Below are 15363 nucleotides of genomic sequence, written 5' to 3' on the forward strand. Positions count from 1 at the left end.
ATTCAGTTGGCAATGACGCTCATGTTCCGGCCGCTGGCCTTGGCCACGTAAAGCGCCTTGTCGGCGGCCCCTACCAGGTCGCTGGGCTGGGCTTGTGACGCCGGATCGTAAGCGGCGACCCCCAGGCTGACCGTCACCGTGCCTTCAGCCCCTTCACTGTGTTGGATGCCGGCCTGCTGAACCGCGCGACGGATTTTTTCCGCCACCAGAAACGCCCCCACATAGTCCGTCCCGGGCAGTACCACCGCAAACTCTTCGCCGCCATAGCGCGCAGCCAGGTCACCGGGGCGCTTGATGTTGTCCCTGATGATCGTGCTGATGTTGCGCAAACACTCATCGCCAGCCACATGGCCGTAAAGATCGTTGAAGCTTTTGAAGTGATCGACATCGATCATCAGCAACGCGAGGTGGGTCTGGTTACGCCTGGCGCGGCCCATTTCGGCGAGGATGAACAGATCGAACTGACGTCGGTTGGACAGCCCGGTCAACGCATCCTCCAGCGCCAGCAACTCAAGACTGCGGTTGACCTCGATGAGTTTTTCCTGCGCATCCAGCAATACGCCCTGCACGTGATTCTGCTGCTTCATGAGGCGAATGAGGCGATAACCGAGGACGCCCAGAAACCCCAGGAACAACGAGACGATCCCGGCACTCAGCAGTACCTCATTACGCCAGGCTGCCAGGACTTCATCTTTATTCAGCGCCGCAAAGATGATCAGCGGATAACCGTCGACCCTGCGAAAACCGACCACACGCTCGACGCCATCCACATAGGACGGGACCATTGCCGTGCCTGAATTACCCTTGGGCAACAGTTGCGTAAACAACGGTCCCTTGGCGACGCTGATGCCGATTTCAGCTTCTTTGAACGGCCGGCGAACGACGATGGTGGCGTCGTCGGCGATCAGGTTGATCACGCCGTTATCACCCATGTCGATGCTGTCGTAGAGCCCGAGGAAATGGCTGAGATAAATCGTTGCCAACGCCACGCCGGCAAAACGGCCATCCGGATGATTGACGCGGCGGGACACCGTCATGATCCATTCACCGCTTGAACGACTCTTGATCGAGGGGCCGATGTGGGGGCCGCGGTCGGGATGATTGCGATGGAAGATGAAATATTCACGATCGGCGTTGTTGGCATCGGGCACCACGGCGCCGTTGGAATTGGCAATCCAGCGCCCGTCTTCGTCGTAGATAAACAAGCCATGGAGCTGGCTCAACTCACTGCGCTGGGCCTTGAGCAAACGCTCCAGCCGGGGCATCCGGGCCTGGTCGATGCCGTCGTTTTCGAGACGATCCACCAGGGTCAACAGCAACGTATCGGCTTGCTTGATCGACGCCTGTGCTTGCGAGGCCAGGGTCTGGGCAAGGTTGGACATCGCCACTTCTTTGTCGTGCAGATGGTACTGGCGCGAGTTCCAGGCTTCCCAAATCACGATAGCCGTCATGGACAGGCACACCGCGACCAGCAGAATCACCGCAGAGCGAACCTTGAGTGTTGCCCCGGCTTGCTCGGCGACCCAAGGCACGCCATGGCGGGATTGTTCAATTCGATTGTTAACGGACGGATGACCCATGACGCTCCCTGAATCCTGACCACATGGCGAATCTTCCCGTTCGCCCTTTTTATGACCCCTGGCGGGTATGAGCCGCCTGGCGCCAGGCGACTATGCCTCATCAAACACCCGAAAGGTGAATTGCGCGAGAAGTATTCTCACCACCGGCTCGCGTGGACTGCGGTTCAGTGTTGTTGTTACTTGAGACTTCCCGCCAAAAACTGCTGCAACCGCTCGCTGCCAGGCATATCCGTTCACTGGACATCTCCCAGGCCGCCGTGACCAAAGCGCTGCGCGAAGCTGGAAACCAGTCAGCAGTTACCGCGGTCAGGCGCGCGCCTGCTTCACGGCCTCGATCCAGGCAGGATTCAATTTCGTCTGTTCGGTCTCGATGCCCAGCGCTTCCATCCGCGCCTTGTGCTGATCCATCTCGCGGGTCAATTGGCTGTGATCACTGGAGTTGCCGTCCAGCTCGTGCATCTGGCTCAACCCCAGATGGTAGAAGCGCAGCAGCTTCATGGCCGTCGGATCCTCCTTCTCCACCGCCGCCGTCACCTGATGCATGACGTTGGTGATGCTCATCAGGCTGCGCTTGAGCTGCCAGCCATAGACCGCCGGGGCCATCCATGGCTGGGTCCAGAACGCGCCCCGCATCAGCGCTGCCATCAGCAGCACCGACACAAACACGCCGCCGACGTTAAATCGCAGATTGTCGCCACCGGGTTCGCCGAACAGCGCCACCGCCGTGGTGGACAACACCATCGCCAGGGCCAGAAAAATCAAGGCTATGATTATCGTGCTGCGTCGCGTCTGGCTTCGATAGCGTTCGGGGTTCTGCGGCTGGATTTCGAACATCGCGACGGGGTTCCTTGAGGGCATGGGTAAAAAGGCTGCGGGGCATTATCGCCTCTGCAGGGGATTTAGCTATGCTGAGGCTCCTTTTCAACTTTTCATCGTCAAACGGGGAAATGGCGATACAGCGCAGTTCGTGCCATCTTCTTTCATGGATACATACTATTCGGATGCCATTTGCCTGTATGAATGGCATCGTTTTAAGGATCATTGAATGACCCAACGACAAGTAATCAACGCCTCGGTCAGCCCAAAAGGCAGTCTGGAAACCCTTTCTCAACGTGAAGTACAGCAACTGAGCGAAGCCGGATCCGGCAGCACCTACACCTTATTCCGCCAGTGCGCCCTGGCCATCCTCAATACCGGCGCCCATGTCGATAACGCAAAAACCATCCTCGAAGCCTACAAGGATTTCGAAATCCGCATTCACCAGCAGGACCGCGGCGTACGCCTGGAACTGCTGAACGCCCCGGCCGACGCCTTCGTTGATGGCGAAATGATCGCCAGCACCCGCGAAATGCTCTTCAGCGCCCTGCGCGACATCGTCTACACCGAAAACGAACTCGACGCCCAACGCATCGACCTGAGCACCTCCCAGGGCATCAGCGACTACGTGTTCCACCTGCTGCGCAACGCCCGCACCCTGCGCCCCGGCGTCGAGCCGAAGATCGTGGTGTGCTGGGGCGGCCACTCGATCAACACCGAAGAATACAAATACACCAAGAAAGTCGGCCACGAACTCGGCCTGCGAAGCCTCGACATCTGCACCGGTTGCGGTCCTGGCGTAATGAAGGGCCCGATGAAAGGCGCGACCATCGCCCACGCCAAGCAGCGTATCCACGGCGGCCGCTACCTCGGCCTGACCGAGCCGGGCATCATCGCCGCCGAAGCGCCCAACCCGATCGTCAACGAACTGGTGATCCTGCCGGACATCGAAAAACGTCTGGAAGCCTTCGTCCGCGTCGGCCACGGCATCATCATTTTCCCGGGCGGCGCCGGCACCGCCGAAGAGTTCCTCTACCTGCTCGGCATCCTGATGCACCCGGACAACGCCGGCCTGCCCTTCCCCGTGGTTCTCACCGGACCGAAACATGCCGCGCCGTATCTGGAGCAACTGGACGCGTTTGTCGGCGCCACCTTGGGTGAAGCTGCGAAGCAACACTACGAGATCATCATCGACGACCCGGCTGAAGTCGCGCGTCAAATGACTCAAGGTCTGAAAGCGGTCAAACAGTTCCGCCGCGAGCGCAATGACGCGTTCCATTTCAACTGGCTGCTGAAGATCGACGAAGGCTTCCAGCGTCCGTTCGATCCAACCCACGAAAACATGGCCAACCTGAAACTGAGCCGCAACCTGCCGGCCCACGAACTGGCCGCCAACCTGCGCCGCGCGTTCTCCGGCATCGTCGCCGGCAACGTCAAGGACAAGGGCATCCGCCTGATCGAAGAGCACGGGCCGTACCAGATCCGTGGCGATGCGGCGGTGATGCAACCGCTGGATCAACTGCTCAAGGCCTTCGTCGCCCAGCACCGGATGAAACTGCCAGGTGGCGCGGCTTATGTGCCGTGTTATCAAGTGGTTGCGTAACTCGGCTAAAGAGCATTCCCACGCTCCCGCGTGGGAATGATCAGCAACGTGAGCTGTAACGTCTATGGAAAGAGAATTTTTGATGCGCCAACGCAACTCCGCACGACTCCTCGTGATCAACCCCGCCCGTCAGGTCTTGCTGTTTCGCTTCCAGCACAAGGGGGATGCCTTGGACGGATGCGACCACTGGGCTACGCCGGGTGGCGGTCTTGAGGAAGGTGAAACCTTTGAAGCCGCCGCCATACGCGAACTGTATGAAGAAACCGGACTGCACATCGACGCAGTGGGCACTAGCGTGGCAGAGCGCAACTTTTCGATGATGTTGCCCAGCGGCGAAACCGTCTTGTCCGTGGAACGCTACTTTGTCGTCCGCGCCGACGGTGAACGGCTGACGCGTGATGGCTGGACGACCGATGAAGCCCGGGTGATGACTGAACACAAATGGTGGTCAGTCGCCGAGCTGAAAGATACCGCTGAAACAGTCTGGCCAGAAAACCTGATCCAAATGATGGAGCAGGCCTGACCAGTGCCAGATGAATAACAAAAAATCTAATGAGGATCATTCCCACGCTCTCGTGTGGGAATGATCAGAGGTGATCCGCGTCGATCACTGCCTTGGCAAAGGCCTGCGGATCTTCCTGCGGCAAGTTGTGGCCGATGCCGCCGTTGATAAGTCGGTACTCATATTTACCGGTGAAGCGCTTGGCATAATCCTCGGCGGCCGGATGTGGCGCCCCGTTGGCATCCCCTTCCATGGTGATGGTCGGCACCGTAATGACCGGGGCCTTGGCCAGCCGCTGCTCCAGCGCTTCATATTGAGGTTCGCCCTGAATCATGCCTTGGGCGGCAACGGATTCCTGCGCGTTCATCGGTTTTGACAGCGATGAGCGTAATGGAAAGATCAGCCGCCCTGATTGCCGCACTCTGCGAATTTGCTGTAATCGAGGACTTTCTGCGTGCCGCTGGAATCGAGATAGGTCAGGCGGGCATCGACAATGCCGCAATTGCCGCCGTTGTCGACGACGGAAACCACTTTCTTGATATCCAGGTGGGTGCCGTGAGAAGTTGTCTGCGACGGAGCTTGAACATCGGCATGGGCCGAAAACGCTGCAACGTTCAGGACCGCGAAGAAGCTGGCGGCAACAAGTGTGTTCCAGTTCATGGTGATTTCCTCAGGGTTGCAATGGGCAGTGGTTGTGAGGCAAGTCGTCTTGTCTCGGTGGAACCCATTTAATCGGCCCGAGGTATCTGCCATGTGTCGTAGAACCGGAATTAATAAGGCGTAAGGTGTCTCCGGGGGCACCAGATACAGTGCGATACAAAGCGCCTGGGACAATCCCTGGAATGCGCAACGGGAGAATGACAAGAGGGCTAAGCGATGGAACATGTGAACCACATCCTGATCGTCGACGACGACCGGGAGATTCGCGAGTTGGTCGGCAATTACCTGAAAAAGAACGGGCTGCGTACCACCGTCGTCGCCGATGGCCGGCAGATGCGCAGCTTTCTGGAAACCAATCAGGTGGACCTGATCGTTCTGGACATCATGATGCCCGGCGATGACGGGCTGCTGCTGTGCCGCGAATTGCGCTCGGGCAAACACAAAGCCACGCCGATCCTGATGCTCACCGCACGCAACGACGAAACCGATCGCATCCTCGGCCTGGAAATGGGCGCCGACGACTACCTGACCAAACCCTTCGCCGCCCGCGAACTGCTGGCGCGGATCAATGCCGTGTTGCGCCGCACCCGGATGCTGCCGCCCAACCTGCTGATCACCGAAAGCGGCCGGCTGCTGGGCTTCGGCCGCTGGCGCCTGGACACCACCGCCCGGCACTTGCTCGACGAAGACGGCACGATGGTGGCCCTCAGTGGCGCCGAATACCGTCTGCTGCGGGTGTTCCTCGATCACCCGCAACGGGTACTCAGCCGTGACCAGTTGCTCAACCTGACCCAGGGTCGCGACGCCGACCTGTTCGACCGTTCCATCGACTTGCTGGTGAGCCGTCTGCGCCAGCGATTGATGGATGACTCACGGGACTCGACCTACATCAAAACCGTGCGCAGCGAAGGCTATGTGTTCTCCTACCCGGTGGAATTGCTCGGCGCAGAATCATGAAGCTCTCCGCCAGCAGAACCTGAGGAGCGTTTTTCATAGGGTGTTGTATCCGTCTGTATAAGAACCCGCGACAGATACGCAGACACCGATTTCGGCTTGTTCGAGCACACATCACCGATACACCCGAGCGTTTAACTGTGATCACCGGATAGCAGCCGCTACCGACCCACTCAAACTAAACGCACGGAGAATCACCCATGTTCAACTTCTCGAAAGTCTCGTCCCTGGCACTCGGTCTGGCACTGGTTAGTGGTCTCGGCCTGTCGAGCCTGGCGTCGGCCCACACCGGCAATGCTGCGTCCCCTGGCCAGGTTCAACAACTGCTGGTGGAAGGCGGCTCCGACCGTCTGCAAGAACTGCGCGAACGTGTGGCATCGGTCAGCCCGAGCAATGCGGTACGCGGTGGTGTGGTTGTCGCGGAAAACCGCGCCGAGTTCGGCTCGAAATATCAGCGGTATTGAATGCGATCTACATCACAACAGAGATCGAATGTGGGAGCGAGCTTGCTCGCGATGGCGGTGTGTCATTCAAAAATGATGCCGACTGACAGTGCCTCATCGCGAGCAAGCTCGCTCCCACATTTGACTGTGTTCCGTCAGACAAAACCCATCTGCATCCCCCATGCACGACGCCCATAAATCCTGAGATCTGACGTAAAAGCCCCGACAATTCCTCGGGACAGTTGCACCTCGCCCGTCTAAGATTTGCGCTTCATTTCATCAAGGACGATTCATGAAGCGCATTGCCGGTTGCCTGTTGTCTTTCCTGACCTTTACGGCGCTCGCGGCTGATCTGAACCTGCTCACCGACAACCACCCGCCCCTGCATTTTCAGCAAGGTAATCAACTGGTGGGGTTTGGCGTGGACGTGGTGCAGGCACTGGCCGAACGCACCGGCGACCAGGTGCACTTGCAACAAGTCCCTTTACTGCGCGCCCTGCGCGTCGCCACGACCGAGCCCGCCACCGGGGTGTTTACCGTGTTGCGCACCGCCGAACGCGATGGCTTGTACCAGTGGGTCGGTCCGTTGATGGACGTGGAGACGGCGATTTATTCCGCGAACACCCAGCAACCGGTGCGCAGTTTGCAGGACGCCAGCATCCAGGGCCGTATCGCCGTCCCGCGAAAATGGCTGGCTTACGACTACTTGCACAAGCAGGGTCTGAACAATCTGTACGGCGTGGAAACGCCCGAACAAATGATGCGTCTGGCACGTCTGGGGCGCATCGAATTTGTGGTGGCCGACACCCTCTCCATCGCCACCCTGGCACGGGAAGAAGGCTTGGCGCCCAGCCAGTTGCATTATCAGATGCCGCTGATGAAGCAAGGCACCTACATCGCGTTTTCCCCGCAAACCGATGCGAGCCAGGTCGCGCGCTGGCAACAGGCGCTGGACGAGATGAACCGCGATGGGCGTCTGGAACAACTCAAACAGCGCTGGCTCAGCGACAACACACCCCGCTGACAACAGATCAACGCGCTCGATAACAACTATGCGTCAGGGTGTTTTTTCATCGCGACGCTCCAGCACTACAGTGGCCCCATCTTCTCCCCACGCTCTGGAGCACCATCATGAAAAGCATCATCGGTCTTGGTTTCGCCCTTTCGGTTCTTGGCGCTACCTCCGCCATCGCCGCCCCTCACGCCACCTCGCAAGTCGTTGCAGCGGCCAAAGTCAGCCAACCGGCCACACTGAACGTGAACACTGTCGGCGTTGATCACAAAGACAGCCAGGCGAGCAAACTCTACGTCGCTGAAAACCGCCCTGAGTTCGGTTCGAAGTATCAGCGTTATTGATCAACGGCGTTGCGCCGCTTGAAACAAGAAACCCCGGGAGATCCGATCTACCCGGGGTTTGTTGTTTCTGAAGGTTTAGCCCGCCAACCGCGCCGCCAACGCCTTGGCCTGGCTCGCGACGTCGGTCACTGCGGTGCTTTCCCACCACATGCCGCGCAACGGTGGGCCCATGGCGAACAGACGGCTGGCGACGTGTTCATCGGCGCCCAACACCGCGCCATCGACTGCCGCCGCAATCCCCAGCGCCAACGGCCCCGGCCGGACAAGTCCGCGCGCCAGCAGTTGCTGTGGCAGCGGTCGGGCGACCCGGCGCCAGTCGTATTCGATGCCGCTGGAATTGATCAACGCCGCGCCGCTGACAACGCTGGTTTCTGATTCACCACGACGCCGAATGCGGATGCTCATTGCTCCATCCGCTGAGGGCTCCAGCCCTTTGAACGACGCGGCCTGAATCCGCAATCGGCCTTCCTTGTGCAATCGCTCCACCAGTTCGGCACTCAACGGCGGCGAGCGATGGTGATGACTTTCCCACCACGGCCGCACATGCCGCACGAACTGCCGACGCTGCACATCCGTCGCCTGATTCCACAAGCGGCCAATGTGCGCCCGTACGGTGTCGAGCGGCGCCTGCCAGTCGATACCTTGAGCGATGGCGTCTCGGCAATGCCGACGCAGTTCGCGCACCAGCTGTCGCGGCGTACGAATGCTGTGATCCTCGGCGAGAAAATCTGCCCAGGCCGGTGGCTGACGACGTACATGAGGCAGCAAGCCATGCCGGGAAAACACTTCGATCGGCCCGCGATGCCCGGCCTGTTCCAGCGACACCACGGCATCGACCATGGTCAGGCCCGAACCGATGATCAGCACGGTCGACTGCGGATCGAGTTGTTGCATGGCGGTGACATCCCACGGATCAAGCGCCGCCGCGTTCAAGCCGCTGGACTCGGTCTGTGGCGTACGCGCGGCGGGAAACATCCCCGTGGCCAACACCGCATAAGCGCCCTGCAAGTGTTGCCCGTCGCTCAAGGTCAGTCGCACCGAATCGTCCGCCGTTTGCAGGTCAATCACCTCAGCCCGCACATGCTCGACCGTTGAACCGTTCAACGCCCCCACCGCTTGCGCTTCGGCCAGCCGCTGCTGCACGTACAGGCCGAAAATCCCGCGAGGCGGGAACAATTCGCTGACCGGCACATGTTGCTCGTCAGACTCCGGCCAGCCGCCGGCCGCGATGTACTCGGTCAGCCATTGGGTCAGGTCGTCGGCGTTGTCCGGGTCGACGCTCATCCGCGCCGCATTGCCGTTGAGCGTATGGCCCAATTCGACCGCGCTGTACGCCTCGCCCCGTCCCAGTTCGGCGCGGGGTTCGATCACCAGCACCTTGCGTTTGCCCGGCAGGCGCAGCAACTGCGCCGCCAGCATTGCACCGCTGAGGCCGCCGCCGACGATCAGGATGTCCGCGTGGCGAATGGCGTCGGTGGCCTGTCCGCTTTGGGTTTCAGTCATGGCGTTCTCACTGATCAATGTTTCATCTCAAAAATATCCTGGACGATAATAGGCGCCAAACCCCTGGAAGGTTCATCAAGCAGTACCAAAGTAGGACAGAGAAATACCGCCCAGTCGCAGAGGCGTCGGCGCCAGGTGCCTTGGGGGGCGAGACGGAGGTCGATTTCGGCGGCCAGCAATTGCAGGCGCTCGGCCGATAACAGCAATCCCGAGGGTGCCACTTCACGACGGTCGCGGCTGGCACTGTCGAGGCTTTCCGGGAAGGCCAGTGATTGGCCGCTGGTCAGCCAATGCTCGAGCAAAACGCTGAGGCCGGCCGGCCATTGGGTGCCCTCTTCGCTCCACAATGGCTTACCTTGTGCCCAGCGGTTCAGGTGTTGCGGGGGTTCAACCGGGCCGAGCAGATCAGCGAAGTTCAGCAGCGACTGGCCTTCGTTGAGCCAGAGTTGTCGGGTCTGTCGGTCCTGGACGAACGCGTGAGTGGGACGGCTGCGCCACAGGTTTTCGTGCAGTGATTCGGGGTCGAGGTTATCCGGCAAGGTCAGCAACTCACCGCCGATGTGTTGCGATGCCAGGGCCAGCAGCAATAGATTCGGCTCGAAGGCGCCGCTCAACGCCAGACGCGATTCTTTTGTGAATCCTTGCTGACTCAAGCCGTCGGCCAAACGCTCGACATCGCGCAAGGCATCGATCCAGCGCCAGACGAACCACTGGCCATGGCGTTTGTGGCGAAAGGCCGGTTGTAAGGGGCTGACCTGAGCCCAGTGGCGCAATTGCTCCAGCGCCTTGGGCACTTCGACCCGCCACTCGGTGGTGTCCGCGATTGGCGGACGTTTGAGTTCGTGCACGCTCATTGGCTTACCTCCTCGGTGGTGCGCCGGGCTGTATGGTCTTGAAGCACCCTGTAGCAGCTGGCGAAGCCTGCGTTCGGCTGCGCAGCAGTCGTGAAATCAGGCACTGCGGTGTGTCAGGTAATCCGCGCAGGCAGGATTTGCGACTGCTGCGCAGCCGAACGCAGGCTTCGCCAGCTGCTACAGGGTGTGTTTGTCTGAGATCTGATCAGGCAGACACTAACTTCTTCTCCTGCTGCCGCAACGCCGCCAGGTCTCTATAACCCGCGCCCGGATGAATCTCCGGCAAGCGCGGCCCTTCCCCAAACAACTTCTCGCGCAAGGTCCCCTGCGCGTATTCGGTTTTGTAGACTCCACGTTTCTGCAACTCCGGCACCAGCAGTTCCACGGCGTCGATGAAGGTTTCGTGAGTCAATGCATAGGCCAGGTTAAAGCCATCCACATCGGTCTCCTCGACCCACTCCTGCAACAAATCGGCGACGGTCACGGGGCTGCCGACAAACAACGGACCAAAACCGCCGATGCCCACCCAGTCAGCCAGTTCGTTGGGTGTCCAGATCTTGTTCGGGTCTGTCGTGGAGAACGCTTCCACCGCCGATTGAATGGCGTTGGTGTGCACGTGTTTGAGCGGTTCATCCGGTTTGAACTGGCTGAAATCAATCCCGGTCCAGCCAGAAATCAACGCCATCGCGCCTTCGTAACTGACCCAGGTTTTGTATTCCTCGAACTTGGCTTCCTTGGCGTCGGTCTCGCCAAGGATCACGGTTTGCAGGTTGAAGATCAGAATCCTCGACGGATCGCGTCCGGCTTCGGCAGCACGACGACGGATGTCGGCAACGGTTTTCTTCAGCAGCACTTTCGACGGTGCAGCAACGAACACACACTCGGCATGCTCGGCGGCAAACTGCTTGCCGCGACTGGATGCGCCAGCCTGATAGAGAACCGGCGTGCGTTGCGGCGAAGGTTCGCAGAGGTGAATGCCCGGCACCTGGAAGTGCTTACCGACATGCTGGATTTCGTGGATTTTGCTTGGGTCGCTGAAGATCCGCCGCTCGCGATCCCGCAGAATCGCACCCTCTTCCCAACTGCCTTCCCACAGTTTGTAGCAAACCTCCAGGTACTCTTCGGCGAAGTCGTAACGGGCGTCGTGTTCGGTCTGGTTTTTCTGGCCGAGGCTCTTCGCACCGCTTTCCAGATAAGAGGTGACGATGTTCCAGCCGGCACGGCCCTTGGTCAGGTGATCGAGCGTCGACAGGCGTCGGGCAAACGGATACGGGTGCTCGAAGGACAGCGAGGCGGTCAGGCCGAACCCCAGATGCTCGGTGACCAGCGCCATCGGCGGAATCAATTGCAGTGGGTCGTTGACCGGCACCTGCGCCGCCTGACGGATCGCCGCGTCACCATTGCCGTTGTAAACGTCGTAGATGCCCAGCACATCGGCGATGAATAAACCGTCGAACTTGCCGCGTTCGAGGATTTTCGCCAGATCGGTCCAGTACTCCAGATCCTTGTATTGCCAGGAGCGATCCCGCGGATGCGCCCACAAACCCGGCGACTGGTGACCGACGCAGTTCATGTCAAACGCGTTGAGACGAATTTCACGGGCCATCAAATCGCACTCCGAAAGCTTCGGGGATGGATGCCGTTGAGGCGGAAGTTGCCGATGAGGTGGAGTTTCCAGCGCAGCGGGTCATGCAACGATCCGGGCAACACGGTGCGTTGGCCGGTGAGTTCGAATTCAGCGTTGCTGACGGCATTTAGCGCGTCGGCGCTGGCCAGGTGCGACTCGGCGATGGCGACGCTGATTTCCGTGTCGTCATCAACGCTGTTCAGAAAATCTTCGGCGCGTTCGAGCAGCGCGGCAGCGACTTCAATGCGGATGTGCAAATCGCCGAAGCGGCTGATGACGTAAGGATCATCCGTGGCTTGGGCCTGCTGCCGGACGAAACGCAACGTCGCATCAAGCAAACTGCGAGCGTTGTGCAAATCATGCTGACTTTTGGCCAGGGGCTGCCCGGCAACAATCGATTGAGTCAAAGCGTTCATGGTGGGCTCCTCAGTTCCAGGCGTGGCGCACAGGCTTCACGCCGTTGAGCAGGTAGTTGCCGATCAGGTGATATTTCCAGCGTGCCGGATCGTGCAGGGTGTGCGTCCGGGCGTTGCGCCAGTGGCGGTCGAGGTTGTATTTGCCAAGCACAGAGCGAGTACCGGCCAGTTCGAAGAGTTTGCTGCTGGCAAGCAAGGCGATCTCGGCCGACAGCACTTTGGCCTGGGCGACCACCACCGAAGCGCGAGCCACCGTGTCTTCGTTGGGGTTGAGCAATGCGTGGTCGATTGCGCGGCCGGCCTTTTTGAGGATCGCTTCGGTGCCGTGGACCCGCCATTCCAGGTCGCCAATCGCAGCGATACTGAACGGGTCCTGCCAGCCGTGATCCTGCCCACTGTCGATCCATGGCCGGGCTTCGCGGGCGTAGCGTTTGGTTTCTTCCAGGGCGCCGACGGCAATGCCGGTGTCCACGGCCGCCTGAATGATTTGTGAAATCGGGCCGTCGGCGGTGGGTTCGTCGAAGGCCTTGTGGGCCGGGATCACAGCACCGAGCGGGACCTTCACCGCGTTCAGGGTGACACCGCCGCTGGCCGTGGTGCGCTGGCCGAAACCGTCCCAGCTGTCGATGACGGTCAAGCCGGGAGTGTCACTCTCGATGAAGGCGATGAAGGCCTTATTCTCTTCATCGACTGCCACGGCCGGTACGATTTGCGCGAACAAGGCGCCGGTGCAGTAGAACTTTTCGCCATCGATTTGCACGGTGTCTTTATCGAAACGGATTCGGGTTTCGAAAGCCCCGGCGTTTTTGCTTTTGGATTCGGAGAAGGCGTTGCCAAAACGGTAGCCCTGCAGGACTTTGTCGAAGTAGTAGCGCTTCTGCTCCTCAGTGGCAGTTTGCAGCAGGATGTCGAGCACGCCGAGGTGGTTTTGCGGGATTTGACCCAGGGACGAGTCGGCCGCGGAAATGATCTTGATGACTTCGGCGACGGTCACGTAGGAAACTCCGGCGCCGCCGTATTCCTTGGGAACGGTGATGCCCCACAGGCCACTGGCGGAAAACTCGTCGAGCTCGGCAACCGGCAGGCGTCGCTCGCGGTCGCGCACGCTGGCTTCGATGGCGAAACGCGCAGCAAGCTTGTGGGCGACGGCGATTGCCTCGGCGTCCGAGCGGATGACGTGGGCGGTGCGAGGGGGTTGGGTTGAGGCTGTCATGGGCCGACTCCGGGATCTGGTGAATGCACCAGAGCTTTTGCAGGAGTCGTGCCTGAAACTAAATCACTTTATTTTCAATAGGTTAAAGAATTATCCGAGAAAGGCTCGCAGCTTTAAAACAGCAAAGTGTCTATCCAGTGTTGATCCTCAAACAGTTAAATCACTACATTTCGCACAAACCGCGCCGCCACCGGCCCATCGTTGCGATAGGCGTGGGGCTGATTGCTGGCGAACATGTAGAACTGGCCGGCAGCAATCTCATGCGGTGTATCGCCCAGCATCAGCGTCAGGCAGCCTTCAAACACATAGATCTGCTCACTCCAGCCCTCCGCGTCCGGTTGCGACGGATAAATCTCCCCCGGTTGCAGGCACCACTCCCATTGTTCCACCTCGCGGGTAGCCGTGGCTTTGGACAGTAAAACGGCTTTGCTGCCAGGAATATTCCCGGCCCAGGCCACTTCATTGATGCGGCTCGGGTCGCGGGCATCCGGGGCCTGGATCAGGTCGCTGAATGCGACGTTCAGCGCTTCGGCCACACGGTCGAGGGTGGTCAGGCTGACGTTCTTCTCACCGGCCTCGATGGCCACCAGCATTCGGCGGCTGACCCCGGACTTTTCGGCCAGCGCGATCTGACTCATGTCGGCGGCATGGCGCAAGCGTCGAACGTTCTGGCTGACGTGCTGGAGGACCGAAGCCCGCTGCGTGGAATCTTTGTGCACTATATTGCTCACTTGATGGGGTTGGGCAGTATACTGCGCAACATTCGGCGCATTGTGCGTCCCCCTCAGGTAGCGCGCAAGGTCATGACGTCGGTGAATACCCCTCACACTTCCTCCCGTTTCTCGCGGTTCAGCAAGGCCGAGTGCGTGCTGGTGCTGATCACCATGGTCTGGGGCGGCACCTTCTTGCTGGTGCAGCATGCGATGACCGTCAGCGGGCCGATGTTCTTCGTCGGTCTGCGCTTTGCCGCGGCGGCGATCATTGTTGCGCTGTTTTCGTGGCGTCATCTGCGGGAGCTGACGCTGTTTGAACTCAAGGCCGGGGCCTTTATCGGCGTGGCGATCATGCTTGGCTATGGATTGCAGACCGTCGGGTTGCAGAGCATTCCCAGCAGTCAGTCGGCGTTTATTACCGCGTTGTACGTGCCCTTCGTGCCGTTGCTGCAATGGCTGGTGCTGGGGCGGCGTCCGGGGTTGATGCCGAGCATCGGGATCATGTTGGCGTTTACCGGGTTGATGTTGCTGTCGGGACCGGCCGGCGCTTCGTTCAATTTCAGCCCGGGCGAAATCGCCACATTGATCAGCGCCGTAGCGATAGCGGCGGAGATCATTCTGATCAGTACGTATGCCGGCCAGGTCGATGTGCGTCGGGTGACGGTGGTGCAATTGGCGGTCACCTCGGTGCTGGCATTTTTGATGGTGGTACCGACTCAGGAAAGGATTCCGGACTTCTCCTGGCTGCTGTTATGCAGCGCGCTGGGATTGGGCGCGGCCAGTGCGGCGATTCAAGTGGCGATGAACTGGGCGCAGAAGAGTGTTTCGCCGACCCGGGCGACGTTGATCTATGCCGGTGAGCCGGTGTGGGCCGGGATTGTCGGGCGGATCGCGGGTGAGCGGTTGCCGGCCATTGCGCTGGTGGGCGCGGGGTTGATTGTGGCGGCGGTGATTGTCAGTGAGTTGAAGACCAAGGGTAAGGCTGCTGCGTCTGAGGAAGAGTTGGGGCGGGAAACGCAGGGTTAAGCCGCACTATCTGTGGCGCCTGATAGATAGCCTTCGCGAGCAAGCCCGCTCCCACATGGGTTCTGTGTTGTACCGCAATGGTGTGAACACAACTGGA

16 protein-coding genes and 1 pseudogene are annotated in these 15363 nt (G+C 59.9%); 7 read left to right on the forward strand and 10 right to left on the reverse strand.

Annotation, left to right across the window (positions count from 1 at the left end; translation table 11 throughout):
- Positions 1-2: 2 nt before the first annotated feature.
- Together ACIQU2_RS07065 and ACIQU2_RS07070 are read right to left on the reverse strand one after the other, a co-directional pair.
- Complete coding sequence (locus ACIQU2_RS07065; RefSeq protein ID WP_403139623.1) at positions 3-1580, reverse strand: sensor domain-containing diguanylate cyclase; 1578 nt, start codon at positions 1578-1580, stop codon at positions 3-5.
- A gap of 306 nt (positions 1581-1886) precedes the next feature.
- Positions 1887-2414 (reverse strand): DUF3087 domain-containing protein, encoded by a 528-nt coding sequence (locus ACIQU2_RS07070; protein ID WP_347804724.1) that lies wholly within the window; start codon positions 2412-2414, stop codon positions 1887-1889.
- Between the two features lie 211 nt (positions 2415-2625).
- On the opposite strand from ACIQU2_RS07070, the gene ppnN reads away from it, so the two are divergent.
- Entirely contained in the window at positions 2626-3999 is a 1374-nt protein-coding gene (ppnN, locus tag ACIQU2_RS07075; protein ID WP_008151729.1) for a nucleotide 5'-monophosphate nucleosidase PpnN, read from the forward strand.
- Positions 4000-4081: 82 nt separating this feature from the next.
- On the forward strand, positions 4082-4522 hold the full coding sequence (locus ACIQU2_RS07080; RefSeq protein WP_403139626.1) for an NUDIX hydrolase: 441 nt from the start codon (positions 4082-4084) through the stop codon (positions 4520-4522).
- 64 nt (positions 4523-4586) lie between these two features.
- Here ACIQU2_RS07080 and ACIQU2_RS07085 read toward each other — a convergent pair.
- Both ACIQU2_RS07085 and ACIQU2_RS07090 read right to left on the reverse strand, forming a co-directional pair.
- Positions 4587-4838 (reverse strand): annotated as a pseudogene (locus ACIQU2_RS07085) (alpha/beta fold hydrolase); the annotation flags it as partial.
- Positions 4839-4900: 62 nt separating this feature from the next.
- Positions 4901-5161, reverse strand: coding sequence for a DUF2790 domain-containing protein (locus tag ACIQU2_RS07090; protein WP_403139628.1), 261 nt, complete (start codon positions 5159-5161; stop codon positions 4901-4903).
- 216 nt (positions 5162-5377) lie between these two features.
- Between ACIQU2_RS07090 and ACIQU2_RS07095 the strand changes: the two genes are divergently transcribed.
- The 4 genes from ACIQU2_RS07095 to ACIQU2_RS07110 all read left to right on the forward strand — a co-directional run bounded on the left by ACIQU2_RS07095 (position 5378) and on the right by ACIQU2_RS07110 (position 7914).
- A complete protein-coding gene (locus tag ACIQU2_RS07095) occupies positions 5378-6118 on the forward strand; it encodes a response regulator (RefSeq protein WP_347804727.1) in 741 nt (246 codons plus the stop codon).
- 197 nt (positions 6119-6315) lie between these two features.
- Positions 6316-6579, forward strand: a complete 264-nt coding sequence (locus ACIQU2_RS07100; protein WP_403139631.1) for a phage infection protein — start codon at positions 6316-6318, stop codon at positions 6577-6579.
- A gap of 271 nt (positions 6580-6850) precedes the next feature.
- Positions 6851-7582, forward strand: coding sequence for a substrate-binding periplasmic protein (locus ACIQU2_RS07105; protein WP_403139633.1), 732 nt, complete (start codon positions 6851-6853; stop codon positions 7580-7582).
- 107 nt (positions 7583-7689) lie between these two features.
- Positions 7690-7914, forward strand: coding sequence for a hypothetical protein (locus tag ACIQU2_RS07110; protein WP_010455083.1), 225 nt, complete (start codon positions 7690-7692; stop codon positions 7912-7914).
- A 75-nt stretch (positions 7915-7989) separates the two neighbouring features.
- Here ACIQU2_RS07110 and ACIQU2_RS07115 read toward each other — a convergent pair whose 3' ends face one another.
- The 6 genes from ACIQU2_RS07115 to ACIQU2_RS07140 all read right to left on the reverse strand — a co-directional run bounded on the left by ACIQU2_RS07115 (position 7990) and on the right by ACIQU2_RS07140 (position 14246).
- The gene (locus ACIQU2_RS07115) at positions 7990-9417 is read right to left on the reverse strand and encodes an FAD/NAD(P)-binding protein (RefSeq protein ID WP_403139636.1); all 1428 of its coding nucleotides are present in this window, start codon (positions 9415-9417) and stop codon (positions 7990-7992) included.
- A 14-nt stretch (positions 9418-9431) separates the two neighbouring features.
- On the reverse strand, positions 9432-10271 hold the full coding sequence (locus ACIQU2_RS07120) for an acyl-CoA synthetase (protein ID WP_403139638.1): 840 nt from the start codon (positions 10269-10271) through the stop codon (positions 9432-9434).
- 205 nt (positions 10272-10476) lie between these two features.
- Positions 10477-11877: an LLM class flavin-dependent oxidoreductase gene (locus ACIQU2_RS07125; protein ID WP_403139640.1), complete on the reverse strand. Its 1401-nt coding sequence runs from the start codon at positions 11875-11877 to the stop codon at positions 10477-10479.
- Positions 11877-12314 (reverse strand): acyl-CoA dehydrogenase, encoded by a 438-nt coding sequence (locus ACIQU2_RS07130; protein WP_403139642.1) that lies wholly within the window; start codon positions 12312-12314, stop codon positions 11877-11879. Before ACIQU2_RS07130 ends, ACIQU2_RS07125 begins: the two co-directional genes overlap by 1 nt.
- Before the next feature lie 10 nt (positions 12315-12324).
- Positions 12325-13527: an SfnB family sulfur acquisition oxidoreductase gene (locus ACIQU2_RS07135; RefSeq protein WP_403139644.1), complete on the reverse strand. Its 1203-nt coding sequence runs from the start codon at positions 13525-13527 to the stop codon at positions 12325-12327.
- Positions 13528-13682: 155 nt separating this feature from the next.
- Entirely contained in the window at positions 13683-14246 is a 564-nt protein-coding gene (locus tag ACIQU2_RS07140) for a helix-turn-helix domain-containing protein (protein ID WP_403139646.1), read from the reverse strand.
- Positions 14247-14261: 15 nt separating this feature from the next.
- On the opposite strand from ACIQU2_RS07140, the gene ACIQU2_RS07145 reads away from it, so the two are divergent.
- Positions 14262-15266, forward strand: coding sequence for a DMT family transporter (locus ACIQU2_RS07145; RefSeq protein WP_347804747.1), 1005 nt, complete (start codon positions 14262-14264; stop codon positions 15264-15266).
- Positions 15267-15363 lie beyond the last annotated feature (97 nt).

This window comes from Pseudomonas sp. NPDC098740 (assembly GCF_044760065.1).
Classification (GTDB): domain Bacteria; phylum Pseudomonadota; class Gammaproteobacteria; order Pseudomonadales; family Pseudomonadaceae; genus Aquipseudomonas; species Aquipseudomonas rossensis.

Excerpts from the sequence above, each read along its gene's own strand:
- ACIQU2_RS07065 (WP_403139623.1), bottom strand. The coding sequence starts at position 1,580 with ATGGGTCATCCGTCCGTTAACAATCGAATTGAACAATCCCGCCATGGC.
- ACIQU2_RS07070 (WP_347804724.1), bottom strand. The coding sequence starts at position 2,414 with ATGTTCGAAATCCAGCCGCAGAACCCCGAACGCTATCGAAGCCAGACG.
- ppnN (WP_008151729.1), top strand. The coding sequence starts at position 2,626 with ATGACCCAACGACAAGTAATCAACGCCTCGGTCAGCCCAAAAGGCAGT.
- ACIQU2_RS07080 (WP_403139626.1), top strand. The coding sequence starts at position 4,082 with ATGCGCCAACGCAACTCCGCACGACTCCTCGTGATCAACCCCGCCCGT.
- ACIQU2_RS07090 (WP_403139628.1), bottom strand. The coding sequence starts at position 5,161 with ATGAACTGGAACACACTTGTTGCCGCCAGCTTCTTCGCGGTCCTGAAC.
- ACIQU2_RS07095 (WP_347804727.1), top strand. The coding sequence starts at position 5,378 with ATGGAACATGTGAACCACATCCTGATCGTCGACGACGACCGGGAGATT.
- ACIQU2_RS07100 (WP_403139631.1), top strand. The coding sequence starts at position 6,316 with ATGTTCAACTTCTCGAAAGTCTCGTCCCTGGCACTCGGTCTGGCACTG.
- ACIQU2_RS07105 (WP_403139633.1), top strand. The coding sequence starts at position 6,851 with ATGAAGCGCATTGCCGGTTGCCTGTTGTCTTTCCTGACCTTTACGGCG.
- ACIQU2_RS07110 (WP_010455083.1), top strand. The coding sequence starts at position 7,690 with ATGAAAAGCATCATCGGTCTTGGTTTCGCCCTTTCGGTTCTTGGCGCT.
- ACIQU2_RS07115 (WP_403139636.1), bottom strand. The coding sequence starts at position 9,417 with ATGACTGAAACCCAAAGCGGACAGGCCACCGACGCCATTCGCCACGCG.
- ACIQU2_RS07120 (WP_403139638.1), bottom strand. The coding sequence starts at position 10,271 with ATGAGCGTGCACGAACTCAAACGTCCGCCAATCGCGGACACCACCGAG.
- ACIQU2_RS07125 (WP_403139640.1), bottom strand. The coding sequence starts at position 11,877 with ATGGCCCGTGAAATTCGTCTCAACGCGTTTGACATGAACTGCGTCGGT.
- ACIQU2_RS07130 (WP_403139642.1), bottom strand. The coding sequence starts at position 12,314 with ATGAACGCTTTGACTCAATCGATTGTTGCCGGGCAGCCCCTGGCCAAA.
- ACIQU2_RS07135 (WP_403139644.1), bottom strand. The coding sequence starts at position 13,527 with ATGACAGCCTCAACCCAACCCCCTCGCACCGCCCACGTCATCCGCTCG.
- ACIQU2_RS07145 (WP_347804747.1), top strand. The coding sequence starts at position 14,262 with ATGGGGTTGGGCAGTATACTGCGCAACATTCGGCGCATTGTGCGTCCC.